Source organism: Bifidobacterium sp. B4111, from assembly GCF_026537235.1.
Taxonomy (GTDB): domain Bacteria; phylum Actinomycetota; class Actinomycetes; order Actinomycetales; family Bifidobacteriaceae; genus Bombiscardovia.
The window spans coordinates 164,467-187,868 of the sequence record NZ_JAFNMO010000002.1 but is presented as its reverse complement, the minus strand read 5'-3'; the positions used below and the strand labels follow the sequence as shown (position 1 = coordinate 187,868).

Annotated in this window: 20 protein-coding genes and 1 pseudogene; 11 read left to right on the top strand and 10 right to left on the bottom strand. The window is 56.9% G+C overall.

What is annotated here, in order from left to right; all coding sequences use genetic code 11:
• Positions 1-91: 91 nt before the first annotated feature.
• Positions 92-1,090 (top strand): NAD(P)H-dependent glycerol-3-phosphate dehydrogenase, encoded by a 999-nt coding sequence (locus J3T93_RS04710; RefSeq protein ID WP_267430726.1) that lies wholly within the window; start codon positions 92-94, stop codon positions 1,088-1,090.
• A 294-nt stretch (positions 1,091-1,384) separates the two neighbouring features.
• Positions 1,385-2,533 carry a D-alanine--D-alanine ligase family protein gene (locus J3T93_RS04705; protein ID WP_267430967.1) on the top strand — a complete coding sequence of 383 codons (1,149 nt, stop codon included), beginning with the start codon at positions 1,385-1,387 and terminating at the stop codon, positions 2,531-2,533.
• Between the two features lie 89 nt (positions 2,534-2,622).
• Here J3T93_RS04705 and J3T93_RS04700 read toward each other — a convergent pair whose 3' ends face one another.
• Together J3T93_RS04700 and J3T93_RS04695 are read right to left on the bottom strand one after the other, a co-directional pair.
• A complete protein-coding gene (locus J3T93_RS04700) occupies positions 2,623-3,498 on the bottom strand; it encodes a mechanosensitive ion channel family protein (protein ID WP_267430725.1) in 876 nt (291 codons plus the stop codon).
• Positions 3,498-3,947 (bottom strand): GNAT family N-acetyltransferase, encoded by a 450-nt coding sequence (locus J3T93_RS04695; protein WP_267430724.1) that lies wholly within the window; start codon positions 3,945-3,947, stop codon positions 3,498-3,500. Before J3T93_RS04695 ends, J3T93_RS04700 begins: the two co-directional genes overlap by 1 nt.
• A gap of 195 nt (positions 3,948-4,142) precedes the next feature.
• Here J3T93_RS04695 and J3T93_RS04690 point away from each other — a divergent pair, with 195 nt between their 5' ends.
• Positions 4,143-4,820, top strand: coding sequence for a sugar O-acetyltransferase (locus tag J3T93_RS04690; protein ID WP_267400558.1), 678 nt, complete (start codon positions 4,143-4,145; stop codon positions 4,818-4,820).
• Here J3T93_RS04690 and J3T93_RS04685 read toward each other — a convergent pair.
• Positions 4,780-5,589, bottom strand: coding sequence for an ABC transporter ATP-binding protein (locus J3T93_RS04685; RefSeq protein WP_267430723.1), 810 nt, complete (start codon positions 5,587-5,589; stop codon positions 4,780-4,782). The genes J3T93_RS04690 and J3T93_RS04685 overlap by 41 nt on opposite strands.
• Before the next feature lie 418 nt (positions 5,590-6,007).
• Here J3T93_RS04685 and J3T93_RS10030 point away from each other — a divergent pair.
• The 4 genes and pseudogenes from J3T93_RS10030 to J3T93_RS04665 all read left to right on the top strand — a co-directional run.
• A pseudogene (locus tag J3T93_RS10030) lies at positions 6,008-6,220 on the top strand (helix-turn-helix transcriptional regulator); the annotation flags it as partial.
• A gap of 892 nt (positions 6,221-7,112) precedes the next feature.
• Complete coding sequence (rpmB, locus tag J3T93_RS04675; protein WP_015021347.1) at positions 7,113-7,307, top strand: 50S ribosomal protein L28; 195 nt, start codon at positions 7,113-7,115, stop codon at positions 7,305-7,307.
• A gap of 101 nt (positions 7,308-7,408) precedes the next feature.
• Positions 7,409-9,856, top strand: coding sequence for an ATP-dependent DNA helicase RecG (locus J3T93_RS04670; RefSeq protein WP_267430722.1), 2,448 nt, complete (start codon positions 7,409-7,411; stop codon positions 9,854-9,856).
• 16 nt (positions 9,857-9,872) lie between these two features.
• On the top strand, positions 9,873-10,490 hold the full coding sequence (locus J3T93_RS04665) for an RsmD family RNA methyltransferase (RefSeq protein ID WP_267430721.1): 618 nt from the start codon (positions 9,873-9,875) through the stop codon (positions 10,488-10,490).
• Here J3T93_RS04665 and J3T93_RS04660 read toward each other — a convergent pair.
• The 6 genes from J3T93_RS04660 to trmD form a co-directional block, all read right to left on the bottom strand.
• Positions 10,472-11,314, bottom strand: coding sequence for a DeoR/GlpR family DNA-binding transcription regulator (locus tag J3T93_RS04660; protein ID WP_267430720.1), 843 nt, complete (start codon positions 11,312-11,314; stop codon positions 10,472-10,474). The two genes, J3T93_RS04665 and J3T93_RS04660, sit on opposite strands and share 19 nt — an antisense overlap.
• Before the next feature lie 184 nt (positions 11,315-11,498).
• Entirely contained in the window at positions 11,499-12,479 is a 981-nt protein-coding gene (locus tag J3T93_RS04655) for an N-acetylglucosamine kinase (protein WP_267430719.1), read from the bottom strand.
• An 18-nt stretch (positions 12,480-12,497) separates the two neighbouring features.
• Entirely contained in the window at positions 12,498-13,073 is a 576-nt protein-coding gene (locus tag J3T93_RS04650; RefSeq protein WP_267400568.1) for an AAA family ATPase, read from the bottom strand.
• A gap of 7 nt (positions 13,074-13,080) precedes the next feature.
• The gene (locus J3T93_RS04645; protein WP_267430718.1) at positions 13,081-14,433 is read right to left on the bottom strand and encodes an MFS transporter; all 1,353 of its coding nucleotides are present in this window, start codon (positions 14,431-14,433) and stop codon (positions 13,081-13,083) included.
• A gap of 121 nt (positions 14,434-14,554) precedes the next feature.
• Positions 14,555-15,217: a bifunctional 4-hydroxy-2-oxoglutarate aldolase/2-dehydro-3-deoxy-phosphogluconate aldolase gene (locus tag J3T93_RS04640; protein WP_267430717.1), complete on the bottom strand. Its 663-nt coding sequence runs from the start codon at positions 15,215-15,217 to the stop codon at positions 14,555-14,557.
• A gap of 1,123 nt (positions 15,218-16,340) precedes the next feature.
• Positions 16,341-17,288, bottom strand: coding sequence for a tRNA (guanosine(37)-N1)-methyltransferase TrmD (gene trmD, locus J3T93_RS04635; protein ID WP_267430715.1), 948 nt, complete (start codon positions 17,286-17,288; stop codon positions 16,341-16,343).
• A 281-nt stretch (positions 17,289-17,569) separates the two neighbouring features.
• Here trmD and J3T93_RS04630 point away from each other — a divergent pair, with 281 nt between their 5' ends.
• The gene (locus J3T93_RS04630) at positions 17,570-18,973 is read left to right on the top strand and encodes an MFS transporter (RefSeq protein WP_267430714.1); all 1,404 of its coding nucleotides are present in this window, start codon (positions 17,570-17,572) and stop codon (positions 18,971-18,973) included.
• Positions 18,974-19,003: 30 nt separating this feature from the next.
• Here the strand turns inward: J3T93_RS04630 and J3T93_RS04625 are convergent, their stop codons facing one another.
• Positions 19,004-20,020: a YdcF family protein gene (locus J3T93_RS04625; RefSeq protein WP_267430713.1), complete on the bottom strand. Its 1,017-nt coding sequence runs from the start codon at positions 20,018-20,020 to the stop codon at positions 19,004-19,006.
• 356 nt (positions 20,021-20,376) lie between these two features.
• Here J3T93_RS04625 and J3T93_RS04620 point away from each other — a divergent pair, with 356 nt between their 5' ends.
• The 3 genes from J3T93_RS04620 to J3T93_RS04610 are packed head-to-tail and all read left to right on the top strand — an operon-like array spanning position 20,377 to position 23,398.
• Positions 20,377-21,195, top strand: coding sequence for a (Fe-S)-binding protein (locus J3T93_RS04620; protein ID WP_267430712.1), 819 nt, complete (start codon positions 20,377-20,379; stop codon positions 21,193-21,195).
• Positions 21,192-22,697 (top strand): LutB/LldF family L-lactate oxidation iron-sulfur protein, encoded by a 1,506-nt coding sequence (locus tag J3T93_RS04615; protein ID WP_267430711.1) that lies wholly within the window; start codon positions 21,192-21,194, stop codon positions 22,695-22,697. The genes J3T93_RS04620 and J3T93_RS04615 overlap by 4 nt, the downstream gene beginning before the upstream one ends.
• Positions 22,694-23,398: a LutC/YkgG family protein gene (locus J3T93_RS04610; protein ID WP_045935029.1), complete on the top strand. Its 705-nt coding sequence runs from the start codon at positions 22,694-22,696 to the stop codon at positions 23,396-23,398. Before J3T93_RS04615 ends, J3T93_RS04610 begins: the two co-directional genes overlap by 4 nt.
• Positions 23,399-23,402: the final 4 nt, after the last annotated feature.

The window sequence follows — 23,402 nt, the reverse complement described above, 5'->3', positions numbered from 1 at the left end:
CTGTCTGGCGGTGGTGTCATAGGATGGTGGAGACAAGAATAAGGCTGCTGGTCGGCGTTCCCGTGCGCACGGCATTATGCAAAGGAGAATGATGACGAAGATCGCGGTATTGGGGGCAGGCGCATGGGGAACCGCTTTTGCCCAGGTATTGGCTGATGCAGGCAATCGGGTGGTCATGTGGGACATTGACCCGGATGTCGTGGACGAAATCAACAGTCAACATTCGAATGCTCGCTGTCTGCCGAATGTGAAGAGGCTTCCCGAGGCCATTCACGCTGAGGGTGACCAGGCCGAGGCTGTCTCGGGGGCAGAAATCGTGGTCGTGGCCATAGCAGCTCAGCACGCCTGTGAGGCCTTGACGGAATTCAAGGGTCTGTTGGGCCATGATGCCATTGCAGTTTCTTTGATGAAAGGGATTGAGCGGGGCACTGACAGGCGGATGGATCAGGTGGTCTGCCAGACGCTGGACCTGGCCCCAGTCAGGTTTGCGGCCGTATCCGGCCCCAACCTGAGCAAGGAGGTGGCAGCCCGCGAACCGAGCGCCACCGTGGTTGCCAGCGCTGATGCCGATACCGCTATGAGAGTAGCCCGTGCCTGCACGACCGACTATTTCAAGGCCTTCGTCTCGGACGATGTGATCGGCCTCGAAATGTGCGGGTCACTGAAGAACGTCACTGCGCTGGCCGTGGGGATGTCACGGGGGGCTGGATTCGGGGAGAACACGGCCGCCATGATCCAGGCCAGGGGGCTGGCTGAACTCACTGCCTTAGGAGAGGCCTGCGGTGCCAAGTCCAAGACTTTTGCAGGTCTTGCAGGAGTCGGCGACCTGGTGGCCACCTGTGGGTCGTCCCTGAGCAGGAACTACACTTTCGGCTTTAATCTGGGCCAGGGCAAAAGCATTGAGGAAGCCACTCGCGTCAGCAAGGGTGTCGCCGAGGGCGTGCCTACCACCGATGCTGTCGTCGCCCTGGGCAAGCGCTACAAGGTGGCGACCCCGCTGGCTACGGCCATGAGCCATGTGCTGGATCAGGGCCTGAGTTGTCGGGGCATGATTGACGAGCTGTTCGGCGGGCAGATCACTGCAGAATGAGGCTGATGCCCATCAGAAAATTCTGAAGGCCATAGGGGACAGGCTGTGAAACCGGCGCTATCAGCCCTTTGCTCGGCGATGAACGGTTTTCCGAATCAGACGGTATGCCTGGCTTGTCTGGTGTCTGCATCAGCTTCCCAAGATGCCTTGTTCGTGCCAAGCTTGTAGATGAGCGGCCCTGACTAGGCCCTGCCGCCCGCCAAGGGAATATTCTGCTGTCTTGAGTGATGTATCTGCCCAGGGCAGGTGCGTGAGGCTGGAATTCATGTCCAGGATGAGGAAAGACGAGGAATGATGGTCAGGAAACGTGTTGTAGTGCTCTATGGCGGGCGAGCGGACGAACATTCCATATCCTGCGTGTCGGCGGCCGGCGTGCTCAATGCCATCGATACCGACCGATACGAGCCCATTCCCATTGGCATCACCAAGGACGGTCGATGGACTATTGGCGGCCAGGATCCCAGGCAGTGGGGTCTGGGTGATGCCAGTCTGCCATCCGTGCAGATAACCGAAGGCAGCCGCCCGGTCATCCTTGACACGGCTCGTGGTAGGAATGGGTTTCTGATCGGCGACCATGCCGACCTGGTCTCTGGAGCCGAGCCTTCGAGGACCGCCGGTTCTCTGGAGCCTTTGGGGCGTGTTGACGCGGTTTTCCCAGTGCTTCATGGCCCCTATGGTGAGGACGGCACCCTGCAGGGCCTGCTTGAAATGATGGGGCTGCCCTACGTAGGATGCGGGGTCTTCGCCTCTGCCGCATGCATGGACAAGCACTACACCAAGATTCTGCTCAGCCAAGCCGCCATACCTGTGGCGCCAGGCATCACGATTGATTCCCGTGAACAGCGGTCTGGGACCGACCTGTTGGCCGCTGTGAAGAAGGCGGAGCTGCATTACCCGCTCTTCGTCAAGCCTTCCCGCGCAGGATCCAGCTTTGGCGTGGTCAAGGTAGAAGAGCCCCTAGCTGAAGCTCTGGCTGCTGCGGTCGCCGAGGCGGCAAAGCATGACTGGAGGGTTCTGATAGAGGAGGGTATCGAAGGGCGTGAGATCGAGTGCGCCGTGCTCGCCTCCGGCAAGGACAGAAAGCCACGTACTGCCTGGCCTGGCGAGGTGGTGCTGGACAAGGCTGATCAGGACGAGTCCTTCTACGACTTCGACAGCAAGTATGTGGATTTTTCCGCATCCCACGTGGAAGTTCCCGCGAACCTGCCAAAGAAGACTCTTCAGAAGGTTCGCGACCTGGCTGCCAAGGCCTTCAGAACCGTGGACGGTGCCGGCCTGAGCCGTGTCGACTGCTTTGTGACGCCCGAGGGCAGGGTCATTGTCAACGAGATCAATACCATGCCTGGCTTCACGCCCATCTCCATGTATGCCAAGGCCTGGGAAGCAACTGGGATCACCTACACCGATCTGATCACCGACCTGATTGAGGGTATATCGGCCTAAAGTGGAGTTGTTCTCGGAGCATGTGGCATCTCCATAAGAGAAGAGACCACGCTTTTGTATTTCCCTGGCAGGATGAGAAGGCCATCTGGTTAGTGCTCAATGTCGTTTGCTTGGATTTCGGCCTCCTGAACCAGGTAGTCCTGGCCGGCCAGAGCGCGGGTGGCGGCATCCTGCATATCGGCGGCGATGACGCCCTGCTTGGCGAACATGACTACCTGGCCCTTGATGCCGTAAGGGGTGAAGCCCTGAAGCTGAACGATGGGCGGGTTGGCTGGCATGGCCATGCCCTTGGTTGCCTGGGCCACCACCTGTGCGATGGAATGGGAGGATCTGGCTATATCGGCATTCCCCCGCAGGGTGAAGGGAACCGTGGTGGCGGCCTCGCCGGCCTCGGTGATCTTATCGAGCGCCGTGGTGTTAAGGATGGAGTTGGGGATCAGCAGCTGGTTACCGGTCCTGTCGATGACGATGGTATGGCGCCAAGTCACGTCGCGGACGGTTCCGGTGGTGCCCTGGATGGTGATGATGTCTCCAGGCTGGACCACCTTGCTGACCATCAGTCCGAAGCCGCCGACGATATTGGCGATTGTATCCTTCAATCCGAAGGAGAGCGCCAGACCGCTGACGCCCAGGGCGGCGACCACTGTGGATGGGTTGATTCCGAAGACGGGTTGCAGGACGGTGGCAGCAGCAAAGATCCAGATCAGGGCGCGGACGATGTTGACGAAGATGGAGGCACTGGGCAGGTTGGTCCGTTCCAGGGCGCGTCGCATGGCCGCCGCTACGATCTTGGAGATTAATGCAGCGCAGACAGCCACGACGATCAGAAAGATGATCTTTCCGAAATTCTGGCGGAACCAGTAGATGACGGCATCGCTGAAGCTGGAGATGGCCTGTTCGGATCTTCCCATGGGATCCTTGTCCGGATTGACGCTTGTGCTGGCAAAGTTGATGGTCTGGTTCATCAGGCCTCGTCCTCTGACTCGCTGCCAGCATTGTTCGTTAGAGGCTTTTCCATCCACATGTGCGGGCATCCCTCGTCCTGGTCGTGAATGCCCATGTCCCTATAGCCTAAAGACTTATAGAAGCCCGCCACCCGCTCCTGGGCGTGGAGCGTAAGCCGGTCCGCCCCATGGCTCCGAGCGGTTTCCTCAGCCTTGGCTACCAAGTTGGCGCCCAGATGCTGACCGCGGTAGGGCCTCAGAACGGCCAAGCGGCCAAGGGTCCATGTCTTGCCATGGTCGGGGAAGACTCGGCATACCCCGGCGGGTTCATCCCCGTCATAGGCCACGATATGGAGACAGGCATCGTCGGTTCGGTCGAACTCGTTGTGAAAGCCCTGCTCCTCCACGAATACGGCCGTACGGATGGCCTTGGCATCCTCGGGAATGGCCTCGCTCACCTCATACCGCATGCTTCCTCCTCGCCACGGTCCTCCGCTGTCTCCAATCTACCAAGCTTGACCCTCGGAATGAACGGATGTCCGCAACCGGATGACGAACGGTGCCTGCTGCTGTCGGCTGTCTGACCCAGACGATTACATGGATGGGGACTCTGCAAGCAGTGCGAGCTTGCAGCAGTGACATTGAAGTGACGCGGGAACGATGGGATGGTTATGGACCAGGACTGGAAACTGACAGGTGCGGCTGGCGAAACCAGTAAAGGAAATCGGCGCTCGCAGAGGGAGCGGATGCTTGCCGGCGAGCTCTATGACGCCTCGGATCCCGAACTGGGTCAGCTGCGGGTCAAGGCCCACGAGCTTTGCCGCCTTTTTAACGCGTCTTCTGAGCAGGAGCGGGACCTGCGCAGCCGGCTCTTGGACGAGCTGGTGCCCGAACATGGTCAGGACGTTGACTGTATGGGGCCTATCTACTTCGACTATGGGTGCTTTACTAAATTTGGTTCGCGCATCTTCGCCAATTTCAACTTCACTGTTCTGGATACCTGCCCCGTGCAGATTGGCGACGATGTGATGATCGGACCCAACGTCACCCTGGCCACCCCTCTGCATCCCTTGCGGTGGCAGGAGCGGAATCTGAGGCGCCATACGGATGGTTCCCTCTTCGACTACGAGTTGGGTGCTCCAATAACCATCGGATCCAACTGCTGGCTGGCTTCAAACGTGACTGTGACCGGGGGAGTGACCATCGGCGATGGTGCGGTTATCGGGGCCGGATCCGTAGTCACCCATGACATCGCACCTGACTCCCTGGCCGTGGGTGTGCCCTGCCGGGTAATTCGTACCATCACCGAGGCTGATCGGATGGAACTGCCAGAGGAGGGCTGAAGGCCTCCTGGTTTGGCGCAGCATCCATGCTGGCCAGCTGCTGGGCTATGGTCTGTGGGTCCCCGCCCGGGCAAGCAGCCTGAATGCGCCCGTCCTGGAGGAAGATGACCCGGTGGGCGCGGGCGGCGACGTTGGGGTCGTGGGTCACCATGAGTATGGTCTGGCCGCTGCGGACGGCCAGGTCGAAGAGGTCCATGACATCACGCGAGCTGTGGGTGTCCAAGGCGCCGGTGGGCTCGTCGGCCATAATGATCTCCGGACTGGCAGCCAGTGACCTGGCGATAGCCACGCGCTGCTGCTGGCCTCCGCTCATGTCGGCCGGATAGGTGTTGGCGTACCCTTCCAATCCGACGCTCGACAGGGCAGACAGGGCCGCCTGGGCGGGGATCCGCCTGCCGCCGAAGAGGCTGGACAGCATGGTGTTCTGCAGGCAGGTAAAGGCGTTGACCAGGTTGTAGTCCTGGAAGACGAAGCCGATATGGTCGCGCCGGAGTCTGGTCAGTTCCTTCTCTTTCATTCGCGTCAGGTCCTCCCCGGCGATGGTCACTTTGCCCTGTCTGACCTGGAGCAGTCCTGCGGCGCAATAGAGGAGGGTCGATTTGCCGGCGCCCGAAGGGCCCATGATGGCCGTCCAGGTTCCCGCCTGACATTCCAGGCTGATCTCGTCCAACACCCGGGCGCCCTGCTTCTGCCGCGTTTCGTAGTCGTAGCAGATCTTGTCCAGAATGAGCGGTTGTGCGTATGGATCCTTGATCGCCCGATGCTGCATCGTTGCCTTCCTTTCAGTCGTCATCTGCCTGGTTCCTACCTCTATAAGACCATGGCGAGAGCTCCTGTCAGGGTGTTTTCAGGGTCGAATCGGGGACGATTCAGGGTGAGGCCCGCCGGGTCTCCATTCCCCTCCTGAAGGGTATGTATCGTGAACGTAGAGGGAATGTATTTCTTGCCGGAAGGGGGGCTGATTGGGATTCAGCGACCACCTGCTTCCTTGGGATTGCTAGGATGCAACCGTCGGTTGACAGAAAATATTGGTGTCTTTGTCGGGTGCAACCCAAAGCTGGTGGCGGTCGGAGCCCTGCACGTTTCATCATGGTCTCGTCGCTGGTTGAATCGGCAATCTGCCGATCTGGAGAAAGAACATTATGAGTTTCAGAACCAATGTGTAATATCTGCGTTCGCAGCGCAACATGACTCAGGAGCAGCTGGCCATGCTGGTGGGGGTATCCCGTCAGGCGGTGTCCAAGTGGGAGTCGGACAAGGCATACCCTGAGATGGACAAGCTCCTGGCCATCTGCGACCTCTTCGGCTGCACTCTTGATGACCTGGTTCTAGGCGATGTTCGGCATCCGGGTTCCGGGCAGCGTGCGTCCAGGCCGGACCATCAGGATGCCGCGCAGACGACTTCGACAACGCACACGACTATACCTGTTCAGTCTGCTGCGGAAGACGTGACCGGCTACGCCTCCTTCAGCAATGCCTACAGCCTGCGGATGGCTTTCGGCATCGCCCTTATCATGCTGGGACTGGCTTTCAGTGGTCTCTTCGCCGCAGTCAGCCAGCCGACCGACGCACAGAATGGTCTGGCCTTCCTTGCTCTGATGATTGGCATCGTCCTGGGCCTGGCCTGTCTGATACCGGCGGTTTCCGCCAGAAGGGATTTTCGCCGTCGGCATCCCTATGTAGCGGATTTCTATACCGATGAGGAGCGCTCGCGGGTTTATCGGCAGACTACCTGGGAGCTGGTCTGCGGTCTGGCAGTCGTGCTCTTGGATGTGGGGATCAACTCTGCTGGATTCCTGATCTGGGGCTGGTCCGATCAGGTCAGGGGGTTCGTTTTCTTCTTCCTCCTGGCTCTGGGGGTTTTTCTGCTGGTCCATGCGGGAACAAGCCATAGGATGATGAACCTCCGGGCCTACAACAGGCAGGTTGATTCCGTTGAAGACGGTCGCTGGGATACCTACCGGTATGAGCACCGGATAAGCAATGCCATCAGCGGAACCATCATGGGTCTTTGTACGCTGGTGGCCCTGTCCATGCTCTTCTCGGGCAATTACGACAACCTCTTCGGGTGGCGCATCCCATTCTGGGCCATTTGGATCATCGGCGGGGTGTTCTGCGGAGTGCTCTAATCACTGATTGGCATCTTCCGCAAGCCTCCTCGTGCCTGAGACTGCTGATTTGCCTTACTTGGCGGAATGTAGTAGTCTAACAAAGTTGTGTGTTCATCCGTAGCCTTGCGTTGCGGGCAAGGACACCTGGGACGACTTGGAAAACAACGTAAAGGAAGTCATCATGGCAGCTCGTTGCGCGGTGTGCGGCAAGGGCCCGCAGACCGGTTACAGTGTTTCTCATTCGCATATCCGGAACAAGCGCATCTTCCGCCCCAACCTGCAGTCGGTGCACACCACCGTTGATGGTCAGAATGTGCGTCTGCGCGTCTGCGTCAAGTGCCTCAAGGCCGGCAAGGTGCAGCGCATCGCCGCCTGAGTGTGGTTTGTCGGTCGTATATGGACCCCCGGGGGCATAAGCTCCGGGGGTTCTTGTCATCCTAAGGGATGATGGTCGGCGCTTGCGGGAGGTGATCGGGTATGTCGGCAGTGGCTCGTGTTGGTCTGCACAGCACCGTGGCCTCGCTGGTGGCCAACAGGCGTCGGGTGAGCGCCCTCAAGGCTCTGGGTGTGGTCACGGTGAGAGATGCGCTGACCTACTATCCTTTCCGCATTACCGATCCCATGCAGGTCACCACTATTGCCGGTATTCGGCTGGGTGAGCCTTGTGCATTCGCCGCCCGGGTCGATCAAGTGCGTCTGGTGCCACTGAGCGGGCACCGGGGTTTTCGGCTGGACGTGATGGTGGACGATGCAGCCTTCGTCAATAGTCAAGGCGGCACTCCACTGGCGGTCAGGCTGGTTTTCTTCTCTCACAAGAAGCCCTATATGGATTGGATGGTCCGTCGGCTGCAGGTAGGGGCGGATCTGGTCGTGGCTGGCGAGCCCGGCATCTACATGGACCAGCTCCAGTTCACCCATCCGGAGACCCTGGTTGTTGCCGATGCGGATCGAGAGGTTTTGGCGGACGCTTCTCGACCCGATGTAGCCAGCCTTGACGAGGCCTTGGAACGTGTCCGTCGCCCACGGCCGGTTTATCATGCCAGTTCCCGCATCTCCTCGGACCATATTCACGATGTCATTCTGGGTTTTCTGCGTCTGCTGGCGCAGGCTGATGGGGTCGAAGAGGGGCAGCCCAGTGCCGAGGTCCGCATTGATCCGGAAGCGCTGGGCCGAGCCATACCTGATGTGCTGCCCGAGCAGGTCCGTGTCGACCAAAGGCTGATGCATCGTGCCCGTGCCCTCTTGGGCATGCATGCGCCCGAAAGCCCTGAGGACTTCGCTGCGGCGCGCAAGACCCTGCGCTACGAGGAGGCCTTCGTCTCGCAGACGGCACTCCTGCAGACCCGTCGCCAGACCCAGCAGCAACCCACTTATCCATGTGCGAATTCGGGCGCCGACCGTCCAGACACCCTGCCTGCCCGTTTCATCGACTCCCTGCCGTTCCAGCTAACCGATGGCCAGCGTCAGGTCATCAATGATATCGGTGTCGACATGGCCCAGGATCAGCCCATGCAGCGGCTTCTGCAAGGCGAGGTCGGCTCCGGCAAGACCGTGGTGGCCCTGGCAGCCATGCTTCAGGCGGTCCAGGCTGGCCATCAGGCTGTCTTGGTGGCTCCGACCCAGGTGTTGGCCGAGCAACACTATGCCTCTATCGGCGGCATGCTCAAGGCCATGGGCGCCGATGTGACCGCGACCGCCGTAGAAGGCCGCCATAAGCCTGTGGACAACGTCACCATGATCCGCATGACGGATCAGCTGGTTCTGCCTCTGGTGTTGCTGACCGGTGGCATGAGATTGGCCCAGCGCCGCTCTGCCCTGGCTGTCTCGGCCTCGGGCCGTCCCTGCATCGTCATCGCCACCCACGCGGCCTTCTCCAAGACCTTCCAGGCTCCCAATCTGGCCCTGACCGTCATCGACGAGCAGCATCGTTTCGGGGTTGAGCAACGTGAGGAGCTGCGTCGCAAATCCGATCGCGTTCCCCACCTGTTGATCATGACCGCCACGCCCATCCCGCGTACAGCCGCCATGACCTGGTTCGGTGATCTGGACATCTCCGCCCTGACCGAGCTGCCCAGCAACCGCAAACCAGTCCGTACCCACGTCATCGCCGAGTCTGACGGAGCGACCATGGGTGCTATGTTCCTGCACCTGCGTCGACGAATCGAGGCTGGAGAGCGGGCCTATGTCATCTGCGCTCGCATCGACGATGAGGACGACCCGTCGGTCTCCTCAGACCGCTCCGGCCAATCCAGTGCGCCTGACTCCCAACCTGAACTGCTGGTTGAGGAAGGCCAAGGTGATGGCCAGCGTCCGCCTCTGCACTCGGTGGCCGAAATGAGTCAGCGACTGGCTGCCCTGCCGCAATTCCAAGGCATTGCCATGGCCACACTGACTGGTCGGGATGACGATGTCACAAAGAATGCTGTTATGGCGGATTTCGCTTCGGGCCGCACGCCCCTGCTGGTAGCCACCACTGTGGTGGAGGTGGGGGTGGATGTGCCTCAAGCCTCCTGCATTGTCATCTTTGATGCCGATCGGTTCGGGCTCTCCCAGCTTCATCAGCTGCGTGGCAGGGTGGGACGCGGCGGCACTGACTCTTGGGCTTTCCTGGTTTCGCGCGCCCCTGCGGATTCTCCAGCTGCCGAGCGACTCGAGGTCATTCGTGACACTACGGACGGGGCCAAAATCGCCGAGGAGGATATCCGCATCAGAGGAGCCGGCGACGTGTTGGGTGATGCCCAGTCCGGTGGCCATTCTTCCCTGAAGCTTCTGCGAGTCGTCACCGACGCGCCCATGATTGCCCGTGCCCGAACCCAGGCAGGCCAACTCTTGGAATCCGACCCCACTCTGGCCGGGCAGCCCGAGCTGGCTGGCGCTGTTCTGGACTTCATGAGGGGCAACGAAGGCTTCCTGGTCTCAAGCTGAAAGGACAACAGACCATATGCACATCATCGCCGGCCGCTTCAAGGGATTTCCCGTTCCTGCAGCCCTCAAGGGCACCCGGCCCACCACCGATCGCACCAAGGAGGCCATTTTCTCCCATCTGGAGACTATCGGTGCCTTGGATGGAGCCAAGGTGCTAGACCTATATGCAGGCACTGGAGCCTTAGGGTTTGAAGCCTTGTCACGTGGAGCTTCCTCCTTGGAGTCTGTTGAGTCATCCGGACGTGCCGCTGGGCTTTTGTCCAGATCGGCAGCCAAGCTGGCCCATCATCCCGCTTGGAATTCAGACATGGATATACATGTGAGCAGAACCAAAGTGGAACGCTTTGTCAGGCCCTTTGAGATCAACATGAATACTGATTTCTCCGCTGGCCAGTCATGCCCAATGAAAGGACCTTACGACCTTATATTTATGGATCCACCTTACGATTTACCTACAGAAGGCTGTCAGGAGATCATGAATGGTCTAGTTGAAAGGCAATTCGTTGGCTCCAATTCAGTGATGGTCCTGGAACGTTCCGGGCGTTCGAATCCCCCTGAGCCGCCTGTTGCCTGGGTTATATCCCAATCCAGATCCTACGGTGAAACTTCGGTTTACTACATCGAATCAGCCTGAGGAGCTGTTCCCTTTATTTCCCCATCGTTTGGGGCTGCGAGATGGAGTGGGATGCCTGTTTGCTTGATTTTCTCAGCGACTGCATTCTCTAACCCTTGGTCGGTGACTATATGGTCGATTTGATCGAGACTACATACTTTGGCCAAAGAAATTGAGTTGTATTTGGTTGAATCGGCCATCAATATTGTTTGAAAGGCGTTGTTGAGTACAGCCTGCTTGAGCTGCGAACGTTCGATGTCAGGCGAAGTCACCCCATATTCAAGAGACCATCCCGGTGTTGACATGAAATAAATGTCGAAATTGATGTTCTGCACTGCGGAGATGGCTATGGGGCCGACTGAGCTCATGGTCTGATTGTCGATTTCGCCACCCGTATGAATTAGATGGAAGTCACTGGAAATGAGGTCGTTGACGATAATGAGATCGTTGGACACCACTGTTAGGTTCTTTTTGCGCTTTATATAAGGGATCAATTCATAAGTAGTTGTACCAGGATCCAGATAGATGATCGAATTATCATTGATAAAGCGTGCGGCGACTTCTGCGATGCCTTTTTTCAGGTGTATGTTGATGTTTGATCTATTAGATCGCTTCAAAGGAGCTGGAACCGGTTTTCCGTTTTCGGACAAGGTCACCCCGCCGCGTATAGGAGCAACCTTGCCTTCTTCGATCAACGTTGCAATGTCTCTGCGAACAGTCATATGTGAAACATTGAGTAATTCTGTGAGTTTTTTAATGCTGAGGATGTTTTCATGCGAGAGATAATCGAGTATTTTTGTGTGACGCTCTGCCGGAATCAGCGCTTCACTTTTCTTCTTTCGCATATTTCCAATAATACGGGTCAGCTTCTATTTATTGTCAACAAATATACTATTTTGTAAAAAATAGTGATTCGTTGTGATTATCAGGATTGAATTCGACTGCCCTTTCGAGGTGTTCGACTGCTTCTAATTATGAATATGAGTGATAGAAGTGCCGGAGAGTCTTTCTATCCCCGGCACTTTCTGCTTACTTGATCGCGTGCGCTATCAGGCTGTGCAGGGGATTGTCTGGCTCAATATAGCCAAGTTGCCTGGCTCCGGACAGTGGGTCTCCAATCGGATCGATGATGTTGGCATGAGGCACCATGGAATGAATATACATGGTGAAGTGATCTGAGATGAATCGTGAATTAAAGACACTGCCGCGGCCGCTGACTGCAATGTCAGCATATTTATCCACATCTGCTTTTCTCAAAGCTGTATATGCTGATATTGCCAGCTCCTTTGAAGCTTTTGAGCAGATTTCAAAGGCAACGGCATCTTCACCGGCCAGCCTGGTCACGTCTTCGGCCATGCTTCCCAGATGCTTGGTACTTTGGTCATCCGAGTACAGCTTCAAATATATTTTGTCAAGCCGTCCAAAGTGCTCTTCAGCTACTTTAGTTAGCCTGGTCTGCGGTCCGCGACCGTCATAAGCACGCATGGCCGCTTCCAAAGCGAGTTTACCCATCCAGCTAGCGGCGCCGGCATTTCCAATCATCCACCCCCAGCCGTCCACACGTTTGGTCAGGTGGGGGCCGACCCCACGAGTGACCACACCGGTTCCGGCGCTGACGACGGCTCCATAACGCTCATGTCCCAGAGCCGCTAGATAACCCGTCACTGAATCATGTGCCAGGAAAACTTCGGATATGCCTAAATCCGATACACCATCCAGGAAGTCCTCTGCGCGGCAGTCTTTGGAAAGGCCGGAGGATCCTACGCAGATTGAGCCAATTGTGGTGTCTTTGCCGATGTTCATAGGTTCATTCTGATACCTCGAAAACATGCGGAAAGCATCGTGGGTCCGTTCAATCAGCTGAGGAATCAGCGGGTGACTGTTTTTTACGCCTGGCTTTTCGGGTAGGTCTATTCGCTCCTCGCCACCATCGGGCTTGGGAATATCGATACAGGCTCTTACCCCGGTTTGACCAGCATCCAAACACAGCACTGCTGCCTTTTTATTCATATTGCTCTCCTTTGAGTTTTAAACGGAATCTGGGAATATGCAAGAAATGAGGGTTTCAGGCCTGGCCTCTGCATCGTTGATGTAGCGAATGAGTTGTGATCCTGTCCATTCCGGTGGCGGGAGCGCGCTACCTTCCCAATATCGATCCCAATTTTCGAGTTTCCAGGAATCCCTGTCAAGATTTCTGGCTCTCATCCTTTTTTGGAGTTCGGATTTAGTGGTTTCGACGTAGATGACGTAGGACTCCACCTGTCCGGGCCATTTATGTTTCTTCATGACTTTGTCGAGAAACTCTCTGTCTTTCAAATATGGTGTGAACGGTGCGTCAAATATGACATCTTGGCCAATTTGAAGGTTGGATGAGCCCACTGCCAATAGAGACGAGTATTCGAGTGGCCTGACCACATTGGTATAGTAATGGCTCTCGTCTCGGGCGTATTCGGGCTCGCCGGCCAGGATCATTATGCGCCGGGTGAATTCGTTCACCATAGTGTCCTTGTCCAGGTAAACTGCTCTGGCTTTACGAGCCATAGCAAGGGCCAGAGTTGTCTTGCCTGAACAAGCTCTCCCGAGAATGAAAACGGCCTTGGTCATCGTCGCTTCACTTTCCTGTAACAGATGCTGTGCGACGGTCTTTGACCATAACCCCGTAGAAGAAGGCTCCGAGAATCAATGCGATGGCTCCTACAACGAAGACAAGGTTAAAGCTGCCGCCGGTTTTAGTCAGTATGTAGCTAGTTACGATCGGAGCAACAGCAGCGCCTAGGAAGCCGCCGAAGTTCTGTATAGATCCCAAAGAGGCAACCTGGTTGCTGTCCGCAACGTCAGCCGCGAGAGTCCAGATGCACCCGATGGGAACCTGAGCTCCGAAGTATCCGATGCAGAGAAGAACCATTGATAGCCCGAAGGAATCAACGTATGCAATTGGTGCCACGGCGCAGGCTGAAAGCACGGCTCCGCCAACAATGGGAATTTTCCTTGCGACAATGGGTTTCATCCCTCTTGTGATGAATCGTTTGCTTATCCAGCCGCCAAAGAGAACCCCAAGAATGCCAAAGATGTAAGGAACAGCGGCAGCCCATCCGGTACCCTTTAGAGAGAGACCGCGGGCCTTTTCCAGATAGCCAGGAAGCCAAGTTATATAGACCCATACTGTGTAGAAAATCATGAAGCAGCCAATGGTCATATACCAGGTATTGGGGAGTTTCCACAGGGATAGCCACTCCCTGACGGCATGCTTGCTCTTTGCGGGTGTCTCTGCCTCACCCTCTTCCTCTGAACCTGACATGATGATTTTCTCTTCTGCTTCGGAGGGGTCCCGATAGAAAAACCACCAAAGTATGGCAACCACCAGTCCTGCCACGCCTACGATGATGAACATGGTTCTCCAGCTGAAAGTGACTAGAAGGGCGGTCAGCAAGGGCGGGCCGATTGCGTTGCCGATCTGAGAGCCAGTATTGATCACACTGACTGGCATGGATCTGTCCTTGGCATTGAACCAATACTGAGCTGCTTTCAGCCCCGCGGCGAAGAAGGGAGCCTCAGCAATACCTAGGAAGACCCTAGCGATATAGAAGGAAACGAAATTAGAGACGAATCCAGTCAAAATAGCAACGATTGACCATCCAGCAAGGCATCCAAGAAATACCTTTTTGGGGCCGAACCTATCAATAAGGAAACCTCCAGGTAGGTTGGCCAAGGCGTATGGCCATGAAAATGCCGATAGGAGCAGGCCCATCTGGATGGTTGTGAAACCTAGCTGGCCCTGAATGGTTGTGTTGCCGATGGATAAAGTGGAACGATCAAGGTAGTTGATGACTCCGCCCAGGGTGATGATGGCCACCATCCACCATCCGTAGGTTTCGAGTTTTCTGCGTTTTGCTTGAACATCTATCTGCGCACCGGATGTTTTGTCTGTTGCTAGTGCGGCAGACTGGTGATTATGGTTTTGCATGCTTTCTTTCACTTCCTTATGAAATTAGCAATGTGGAATTCCCCCGCGGATCCATCTATTCCTTCATTGGTGTTGGAACATTACAGTCATCAGTGATTGCCAGTTCCATACACATCGATGGCTATTGTTGGCTGTTCTTCTCTTCCTCTTTTGCTTTCCACTCTTTGACTGCGGTAATGATTCGCTTTGTTGCGCGTGAAGCTTCGTCCAAGGATGTCGCGTTGGTGATGTACCCCCCTATGCCGGCGCAGACAGCTCCTGCATCAAGCCATTGCCCGATATTGTCCGCGTTAACCTTGCCTGTTGGCGAGATTGGTATCTGGGGAAGTGGGGCATGGATGGATTTGACATAAGCGGGTCCCAAGGATTCTGCAGGGAAAAGTTTGACTATGTCCCCGCCCATAGCCAGCACCTTCATCATTTCCGTCGGAGTAAAGGCTCCTCCTATCGACACACATTGGAACCGTTCAGCCACTTCCATGACTTCAGGAACCGAATACGGGCTCACCAGGAGTTTTGCTCCATGATCAACAGCCGCAGCGGCACCATGGTGGTCAATAACTGTCCCTGCTCCAATCAGCACATCCTCGGACGGGTACTTATTTGCTAACTTTTCGATTACTCCTAAGGCATCGGGTGTCCCGTAGGCGATTTCAACTGCTCGTAAGCCACTGTCGATTGCGGTGCTTGCAATCGCATAAGCTGACTCCGCAGATGATTCCCGCACAATGAGAAAAGCTCCGACCGCTTCGATGTCAGAAATTCTATGTTGCTTTATATCCATTACAGCTCCTTTACTGTGATTACTTGTTAAAGATATCACAATTTTTCACAACACGATACTCTGTTCCTTTAATCTCGTGCGCGAAGGGAAAGTGCCTTTGAGGAGAGGGGTCAGTCATTTCCGTAGCCGTAGCTAATAACGGAGGTTCTGAAATCGAAACAGAACATAAGACGAAGCCTTTTGATGTATCGCTGGTAAGGCGATGGCCCTAATTTCGATTGAATAGTCAGGTTTCCAGACCTGGCGACATTACCGTAATAGAGTCTCGGCTGATGTTGATTGGACCCCAGGGGGGGGGAGGAGATCGGTATTTGAAAAGGAACACTTCTAGGGGTGCTTACGCGAGGGGTGCAAATAGGGATAGTAAGTTAAGTAACTATCGTTGTCATAAAGCCGACTTGCGGACCTTATACAGGGGGGGGGTATGGTCTGCGAGCAAATGCACCGAGTCCAGGTTGTACCGCTATATCCACCAAAGAGGCAGCAACTCGCAAGAATGCGATCAAAATATGCAATGATGTCGAAATGATAGTCGGCGACTTGGTTAACGTGTGCATGTATGTGCAGATAACAGGTCTGCACGCCATGATGTTGCAAAGGAAAGAAAAGGAAGCTGTCTGACAGAGCAACAATATCTGGAAGGACTTCTTCGACAGCGATGCTATAAGGCTTTCTCTAAGGCCTTGACTGCATTGGCTTTACGCTGTTCCTGAGGGCGGGCATTGCTTTTTACGGCTCACAACAGGTATCGAGGGAACCCAAAAAAGAACAATTTTTAACACTATTATAGCGTCTTTGACAGAGACCGTCCTGCCTGGCTGTCAACAGTTCAAGGGCTGGTAATTGCAATCGGGTACACAGCTGTCTTAGTCTGGCAGATCACTGATTCAAGTTGCGAGGGTACCAGCAGCCTTACTAGATAATGATTCTGAGTTGGAAACAGACTGGTACCAGAGTCAGGATGGGAAAAGGGCTAGGACAGCCTAGCAGATATGTTAATTTGTATGTCTTATGCTTCCTGGAACCTCCGGGTAAGGTGCCTCACAGATTTTTTACCGAGATCATGAATCCTTTTTAAGGCAATCGTCTGTGTGTGAGTTTGCTGTATCAGCTGAACGTCTTCCTATTCATTCGTATCCTGTCGGATCGGATGGGTTCCTGAAGCTCGCCAGCCCAGATCCTCCAAGAGACGGCGGTCATGCTTATCGAGAGTGGAGCAGTCCAATCGGGCGATCAGGTCGGGACGGATCCGACTGGTTCGCCTGATGGCCTCGTCGCGCCGGAATCTGTCCACCTTTCTGTGGTCGCCGCTGGTCAGTATCTCGGGCACGGCCATGCCACGCCAGGTGGTGGGGCGTGTGTACTGGCGATACTCCAGCAGTGGCTCATCGCCTGTGTAAGATTCCTGCACGATGGATTCGGGATTGCCCATGAAGCCGGGCAGCAGCCGGGTGATGGCCTCCAGCATGACCGAGACGGCCACCTCGCCCCCATTGAGCACGTAGTCGCCGATGGAGTACTCCCTGACGTCGATTCCCTGATTCCGGTAGTAGTCGGGGATGCGTGCATCGTAGCCCTCGTAGCGGCCGCAGCCGAATATTAGCCTCTCCGCCTGCGACAGCTCGGTCGCGTCGGCCTGGGTGAACAGGGGCGCGGATGGATTGGGGAAGATCAGGACTGGTTCGGTCACGCCTGCCTCGCGGCTGTCTGCAGATGAATCTGCTTCGGATGCTATGCCGTAGCTTTTGATGCCGGAACTCTTCATTGCTTCTTTGCGTTCTGTAACATCAGCGGTGCCGGCTGTCTGGTCCGCAGACGGTTGTTGCTGAGTCGATTCGTCTGGCATGTCCAGCAGGTCGTCCAGGCACTGGCCCCAGACTTCGGGTTTCATCACCATGCCTGCTCCGCCGCCTACCGGCGTATCATCCACGGAGTGATGAACGTCATGGGTCCAATCGCGCAGGTTGTGGGCGCGTATGGTCACCAGGCCTTTCTCCTGGGCCTTGCCTAGCAGGCTGAGCCCAGTTACGTCAAAATACTCGGGGAAGACGGAGACGATATCGATTTGCACGTCACCAACTTTACCGAAACTGGTTTAGGTTCGGAGTGGACACGGATTGGTGCGTCTGCGGGTGCTACACTGGCTGGGTCTTCAAAAGTTGTGGAGGCGAACCGGCTCGTCGTAGCATGCGATTGTCAGCCCGGCGCCACCTTGGAAGATGTCATCAACGCAGCCAGAGAGCTATAACCGTTGCGCAAACAGCAATGAGAGCGGCATCGGACGATGTCATGCCGTACGGATCCGTGGTGATGGCTATGCGAACAGTCTGATATGTGAGGAGCGGACGGTCCATGGTCGACCATGTTGATAAGAGAACAAAACTGCTGATTACCGGCACTGCCGGGCTCGCCTTCTGCGGGGTCCTTTTGGAGACCTCGCTGAATGTCACTTTTCCGGAGATGACCCGGTACTTCAACACCGGGCTGGGCACGGTCCAATGGCTGACTACCGGCTATCTGCTGGTGGTAGCCCTGACGGTTCTGGCCGCCGCCTGGCTGGAGCATTCATTCACGACCCGTGCATTGATTCTGTCCAGCGTGGGAATATTCCTGTGCAGCGACCTGATGTGCATCCTTGCTCCATGCTTTCCTGTCCTTATGGCGGGACGTCTCTTGCAGGGCATCAGTACTGGTATCGCTCTTCCTTTAGTGTTCTCCCTGATTATGAGGAAGGTCCCTCTTCACATCCAGGGTCGCTACGTGGGCAGCGCCGGCATGGCGGTGGCTCTGGCGCCCTCCCTGGGGCCGACCTTTGGCGGGGCCGTTATCCAAGCCTTATCCTGGCGAGCAATCTTTTTGATCGTGTTGCCCATAGAGCTGGTTTTTGGGGTCATAGCACTCATCTCAGTAGACAGGGAGAGCGCCCATGTCGGACCCTTCGCCTGGCCCCAGTTCCTTCTTCTGGGTATTTTCCTGACTGGACTGACCCTGGGGCTGAGCACCCTGGATGTGCACGGTCCTATTACCTGGCTGTCTCTGTTATTCGGTGTTCTGGCCCTGGTTGCAGGGATCTGGACCCTTACGCATCAGCGCACCAGGCTAATCAACATCGTGGTCTTCCGGAACCGTACCTTCACCCTTGCCCTGATCCTCTACTTCCTGGTCCAGTTCGTTCAGATTGGCCTGACGTTCATCCTGCCCAACATGGCCCAGTCCGTCCTGGGAGAGACCTCCACCGTGGCCGGCCTGCTTCTGCTGCCGGGGAGCCTGCTCTCGGCCCTCTGCCAGCCCATCACGGGCGGCTATTTGGATGGCCATGGCCTGCGTGGACTGCTCGCTGTGGGAAGCACTGCCTTCTTCCTTTCGGCCTTAGGCTTCCTGGTTCTCAGCCGGCACTTGTCTGTTCCGCTGATGGTTCTTCTCTACGCCTGCTACATGGTCGGTCAGGCTTGCGTCTTCAACAACCTGCTCACGGTCGGACTGCAGCATATCCCAGCCAAACTGGTGCCTGACGGCAACGCACTCTTCAACACCCTTCAGCAGTATTCAGGCGCCGCCTCGACCGGCGTTCTGGCCGCCATCATCACGGGCATGCCCAAGGCCAGAGGGATTCATGCCGGCGCTCAGGCCTTCCAGTTCGGGGCCGTTTGGGCTTTCGTTTTCGTGTTTCTCATCGTCCTGGTCATCCTCTTGGTGGCCTGGTTCCTAGAGCACAGCCTGGCCAGTCAGGATAAAGGTGGGGTTCAGGTTGTATGACCTCTGATTCCTTCTGGAAGGCCAATGGTGTTAATTGAGCAATGAGATACCGACCCAGACGGCCCAGCCTAGTGCAAGGACCAGGTAGGGCCACCAGTGCATGCGGGTGATGGCTACGAACTCCCGGATGAATGCAGTTGGCCAGTAGTAACCCTTGGTGTGTGAGCCGATCCCGTCGGCATTCAGTCCCACCTTGCTGGCATATTCGCTGGCCCGGAAGACGTGGTAGTCGCTGGTGACCAGGGCCACCCGGTAATGCTCAGGCCCGGTGCCCATCTCGTAGCGGTCATCCAGGATCTGCTTGGAGTAGCGCAGGTTCTCCAGGGTTGTGGTCGACCTGTCCTCCATGATGATGGCCTCGGCTGGCACCCCACACGAGTTGAGTAGATACTGTGCCATGGCCCTTGCCTCGCTGATGACCTCGTCGGGGCCTTGCCCGCCGGAGACCACGAAGCGTCCCAGGCGTTCCTGCCGCTTCCAGAGGTCTACAGCCTTGTCCAGCCGTCCCCGGAGCAGAGGCGTGGGCTCTTCGCCGCGCAGACCTGCTCCGTGGATGATGATGTAGTCGTAGCGACGCTTGCGGGGCAGCAGCCTGTAAAGGCTGGAATAGAGCAGCAGGGCCAGGAAGGAGAAGAAGAACCAGGTGGCTTCCAGGTCGATCAGCCCAGCCAGCTTCTGCAGCCATGAGGGGGCGCCAAACCCAGCCAGGAGGGGCGAAAGAAACATGTAGGCCACCACGGCCAGCGCTAGCAGTCCCGGCAACAGGGTGGTCAGGGAGATCCCCTCATGCCGGATGACGATGACCGTGTTGGCCAGCAGGAAGCAGATCACCAGCAGGGGAGAGGCAATGAGCAGGATGACCAGGGGCAGGATCAGCCAGCGCATCCCGAACTGCAGAAGAAGCGCTCCACCTAGGGTCAGCAGCAGGAGCAGGAACCAGATGGCATTGCGGAACTGTCGTGGCTCCTTGTGCAGGTCCCAGAGAAAGAGCAGGCCGAAGATGATGGCGGGTGCATAGAGCAGGAGGAGCTGCAAGTAGTTGGTCATGCCGTGATTCCCCTTCCCGAGGACGAACTGGCAGGGTTGTATTCCACTGTAGCCAATAGATGAGTCGCTGCTCGTCCTTGACATGACACCGCTTCCCAGACCGCCGTGGTACCATAGATGTGGTAAATCTCACACGTTCAAAAGCTGAGGGTGGGCGATTCCCGACGGCGCGAATTCCAGGTCGAGACCATGATAATGATGGGTCCTTTCAGGATTGCACATCGGTGTCCCCATGGGCGTGGTCGGTCGCAAGGCAGCGATGCGTTGGAAGGATTAGGGGTTCAAGTGATGTTGGGTTTCTCCGCGATCCGGAGATGGTTCGGACCTGGCGTGCAAGGTTGTAGAGAGGTGCGGTAATGAAAGTAGTAATATTCTCCACCTGCGTGGTGGACCTCATGTTTCCGAACGTGGGGAAGGCCATGGTGGAGGTGCTGGAGCGGTTCGGCTGTGACACCTACCTTCCCAAGCAGCAGATCTGCTGCGCCCAGCCCACTTTCAACAGCGGGTATGTCAAGGAGAGCATGCAGGTCATGCGCAACGAGGTCGATGCCCTGCTGAGCGTGGATGCCGACTACATCGTGGGTCCTGCAGGTTCCTGCGTGAATATGCTCAAGGAGCTGCCCTTCCATCTCAAGAACGACCCGGTCTACGCGGCCAAGGCCCAGACCATGGCTGACAAGACCTATGAATTCTCGCAGTTCCTCTATCGTGTGCTGGGTGTGCTGGATGCGGGCGCCGAACTTAACGCCGTGGCCACTTACCATCGTTCCTGCCACATGACACGGCTGCTGGGGGAGCGGACCAGCCCATTCGTCCTGCTTGACCACGTCAAGGGTCTGACCATGGTACCCCTGCCGCATATCGAGAACTGCTGCGGGTTCGGCGGCATGTTCTCCATGAAGGAGCCTGAGATTTCCAAGCAGATGGTGGATGAGAAGGTGAACGACGTGCTCAGCACCAAGGCCAGCGTCCTCATCTCCTGCGATCCAGGCTGCCTGATGAACATCGGCGGCCGCTTCAACCGGCGTGGCGAGAAGATCACCATCATGCACCTGGCTGAGGTGCTCAATCACAACGTGGACATGAGCCGCGTCAAGTATGTGGAAGGCCGCTCTGCAGGCGAAGGGGCCGCGGGTTCCCTCAGGGCTGCCAAAGAAGAGGGGGCTCTGGTATGAGCAGCATGGTCAATGGCAAGAAGGCTGCGCAATATCTGCGGACCAGCAAGGCTCCCTTCCTGACCAGGGTCAAAGAGTCCGAACAGGACGAATTTGCCCAACAGGCCGTGGCCAAGGCCCAGGATGCGCAGTGGGTCAAGCGGGAGGCCGCCCGTCAGGAACTGGGCAACTGGGAACAGTGGCGCGACCTGGGCGAGCAGATTCGCCAGCACGTCATCCGCTACCTGCCTGACTACCTGGAGGAATTCGCCGACAATGTAGAGAAGCGCGGCGGCCATGTCTTCTTCGCTCAGACCGACGATGAGGCTGCCCAGTACATCAAGCAGATCGCCATCGAGAAGAAGGCCAAGCACGTCGTCAAGAGCAAGTCCATGGTGACCAGCGAGATCAACCTGGATCCTACGCTGATGACTGTGCCCGGCCTGGAAGTGCTGGAGACCGACCTGGCCGAGTTCATCCTGGAGGAGGACGACTGGGACCAGCCCACGCATCTGGTCTTCCCTGCCCTGCACAAGAACCGTGAACAGGTTCGTCAGGTTTTCGAGAAGAAGCTGGGCTACAAGGGCGACAACGATCCTCAGCACATGGCTCGATTCTCGCGCAAGGTTCTGCGCAAGCACTTCCTTGAGGCCGACATGGGCATCACCGGCTGCAACTTCGCCGTGGCTGACACGGGCATGATCAACCTGGTGACCAACGAGGGCAACGCCGACCTGGCCATGTGCATCCCCAGGACCCAGGTGGTGGTCATGGGCATGGAGCGTCTGGTGCCGACCATGAAAGAGGCCGAGACCATGGACAACATGCTGGCCCGGTCCGCTGTCGGCCAGAAGCTGACCTCCTATCTGACCTACACTGCACCACGCACCGGCCAGGAGTCGGACGGGCCAGACGATGTCTATGTGGTAATTCTGGACAACGGCCGCTCCAACGCTCTGGGAACGGTTTTCGAGCCCATTCTCCAGTGCATCCGTTGCGCTTCCTGCCTGAACGTCTGCCCCATCTACCGGCACATCGGCGGTCACGGCTACGGATCCATCTATCCCGGTCCTGTGGGTTCGGTGCTCTCGCCGGTGCTGGATGGCGGCTACGACGATTTCGGAGACCTGCCCTACGCCTGCAGCCTGTGCGCCGCGTGTACGGCCACCTGTCCGGTCAAGATCCCCCTGCATCAGCTCATGATCGAGCACAGAAGGATCATGATGGACGACCAATCCAAGGCCAATCTGATTGACGACACCGTCATGAGGGTCATGGGCCTGGGAACCGGCCACTCCTCGCTCTTCCGTACCGCCCTAGGGGTGGATCACACCATGCTGACGCCCATATCCAAGAAGCAGCCGGAGACAGCCAAGAACCTCTTCGCCAGCGATCGGCATGTGGAATGGATGCCCTTCGTCTTCGGCGGTTGGACCAAGGTTCGTGATCTGCCGGATCCGCCCAGGCACGGGCAGAACTTCCGCAGTTGGTTCGCTCATCACAAGAAGGAGCAGCAGGCATGACCGATCGTGAGGTATTCCTGGACTACCTGGCTAAGAAGAGCGGCAGACCACGCCACCAGCTCAAGGACCATCCTTTGGTGCCGGTCAACGATCTGCCGGAGACCACTTTGTCAGGCCACACCCAGGACGAGCTGCTGGAGATCGCCCGGAAGAGCAGCGAGGCCGTCCATGTGGACTTCCGCACCTGCACCAAGGCCGGGTTGCCCACTGCCTTGGACGAGTTCATCGATTCGCGCAAGGACGACAGTGACCATGTGATGCTGCCCACCTCCGACCTGTTCGCAGACTTCGGTCTGGAGGAGTGGCGGGATGGCCTGAATCCGCCTGCCACTTTCTGGAAGCCGGGGGCCAGCCGCGAGGAGAACATCAGGACTGCTGACGAGTCTGGTACGGCGATTGCCTTTGCGGACTTCCTGCTGGCAGAGTCTGGCACCATCACCGTGGCAACCACTCCTGGCCAGGGTCGTGCTTTCCACTTCCTCCCGGTGCACTATCTGAGCATCATCCGCAAGTCCAAGATCCTGCCGCGAACCCGGCAGGCCATGGACTACTATGATCCAGCCCTGGTTTCAGGAGAGCTCAAGACCTCCAACATCAACTTCATCACTGGCCCCTCCAACACTGGCGATATCGAAATGGTGATCGTGGTGGGCGTGCATGGCCCTCTGGATATGACATATCTGGTGGTTGAAGACATGTAGCTCT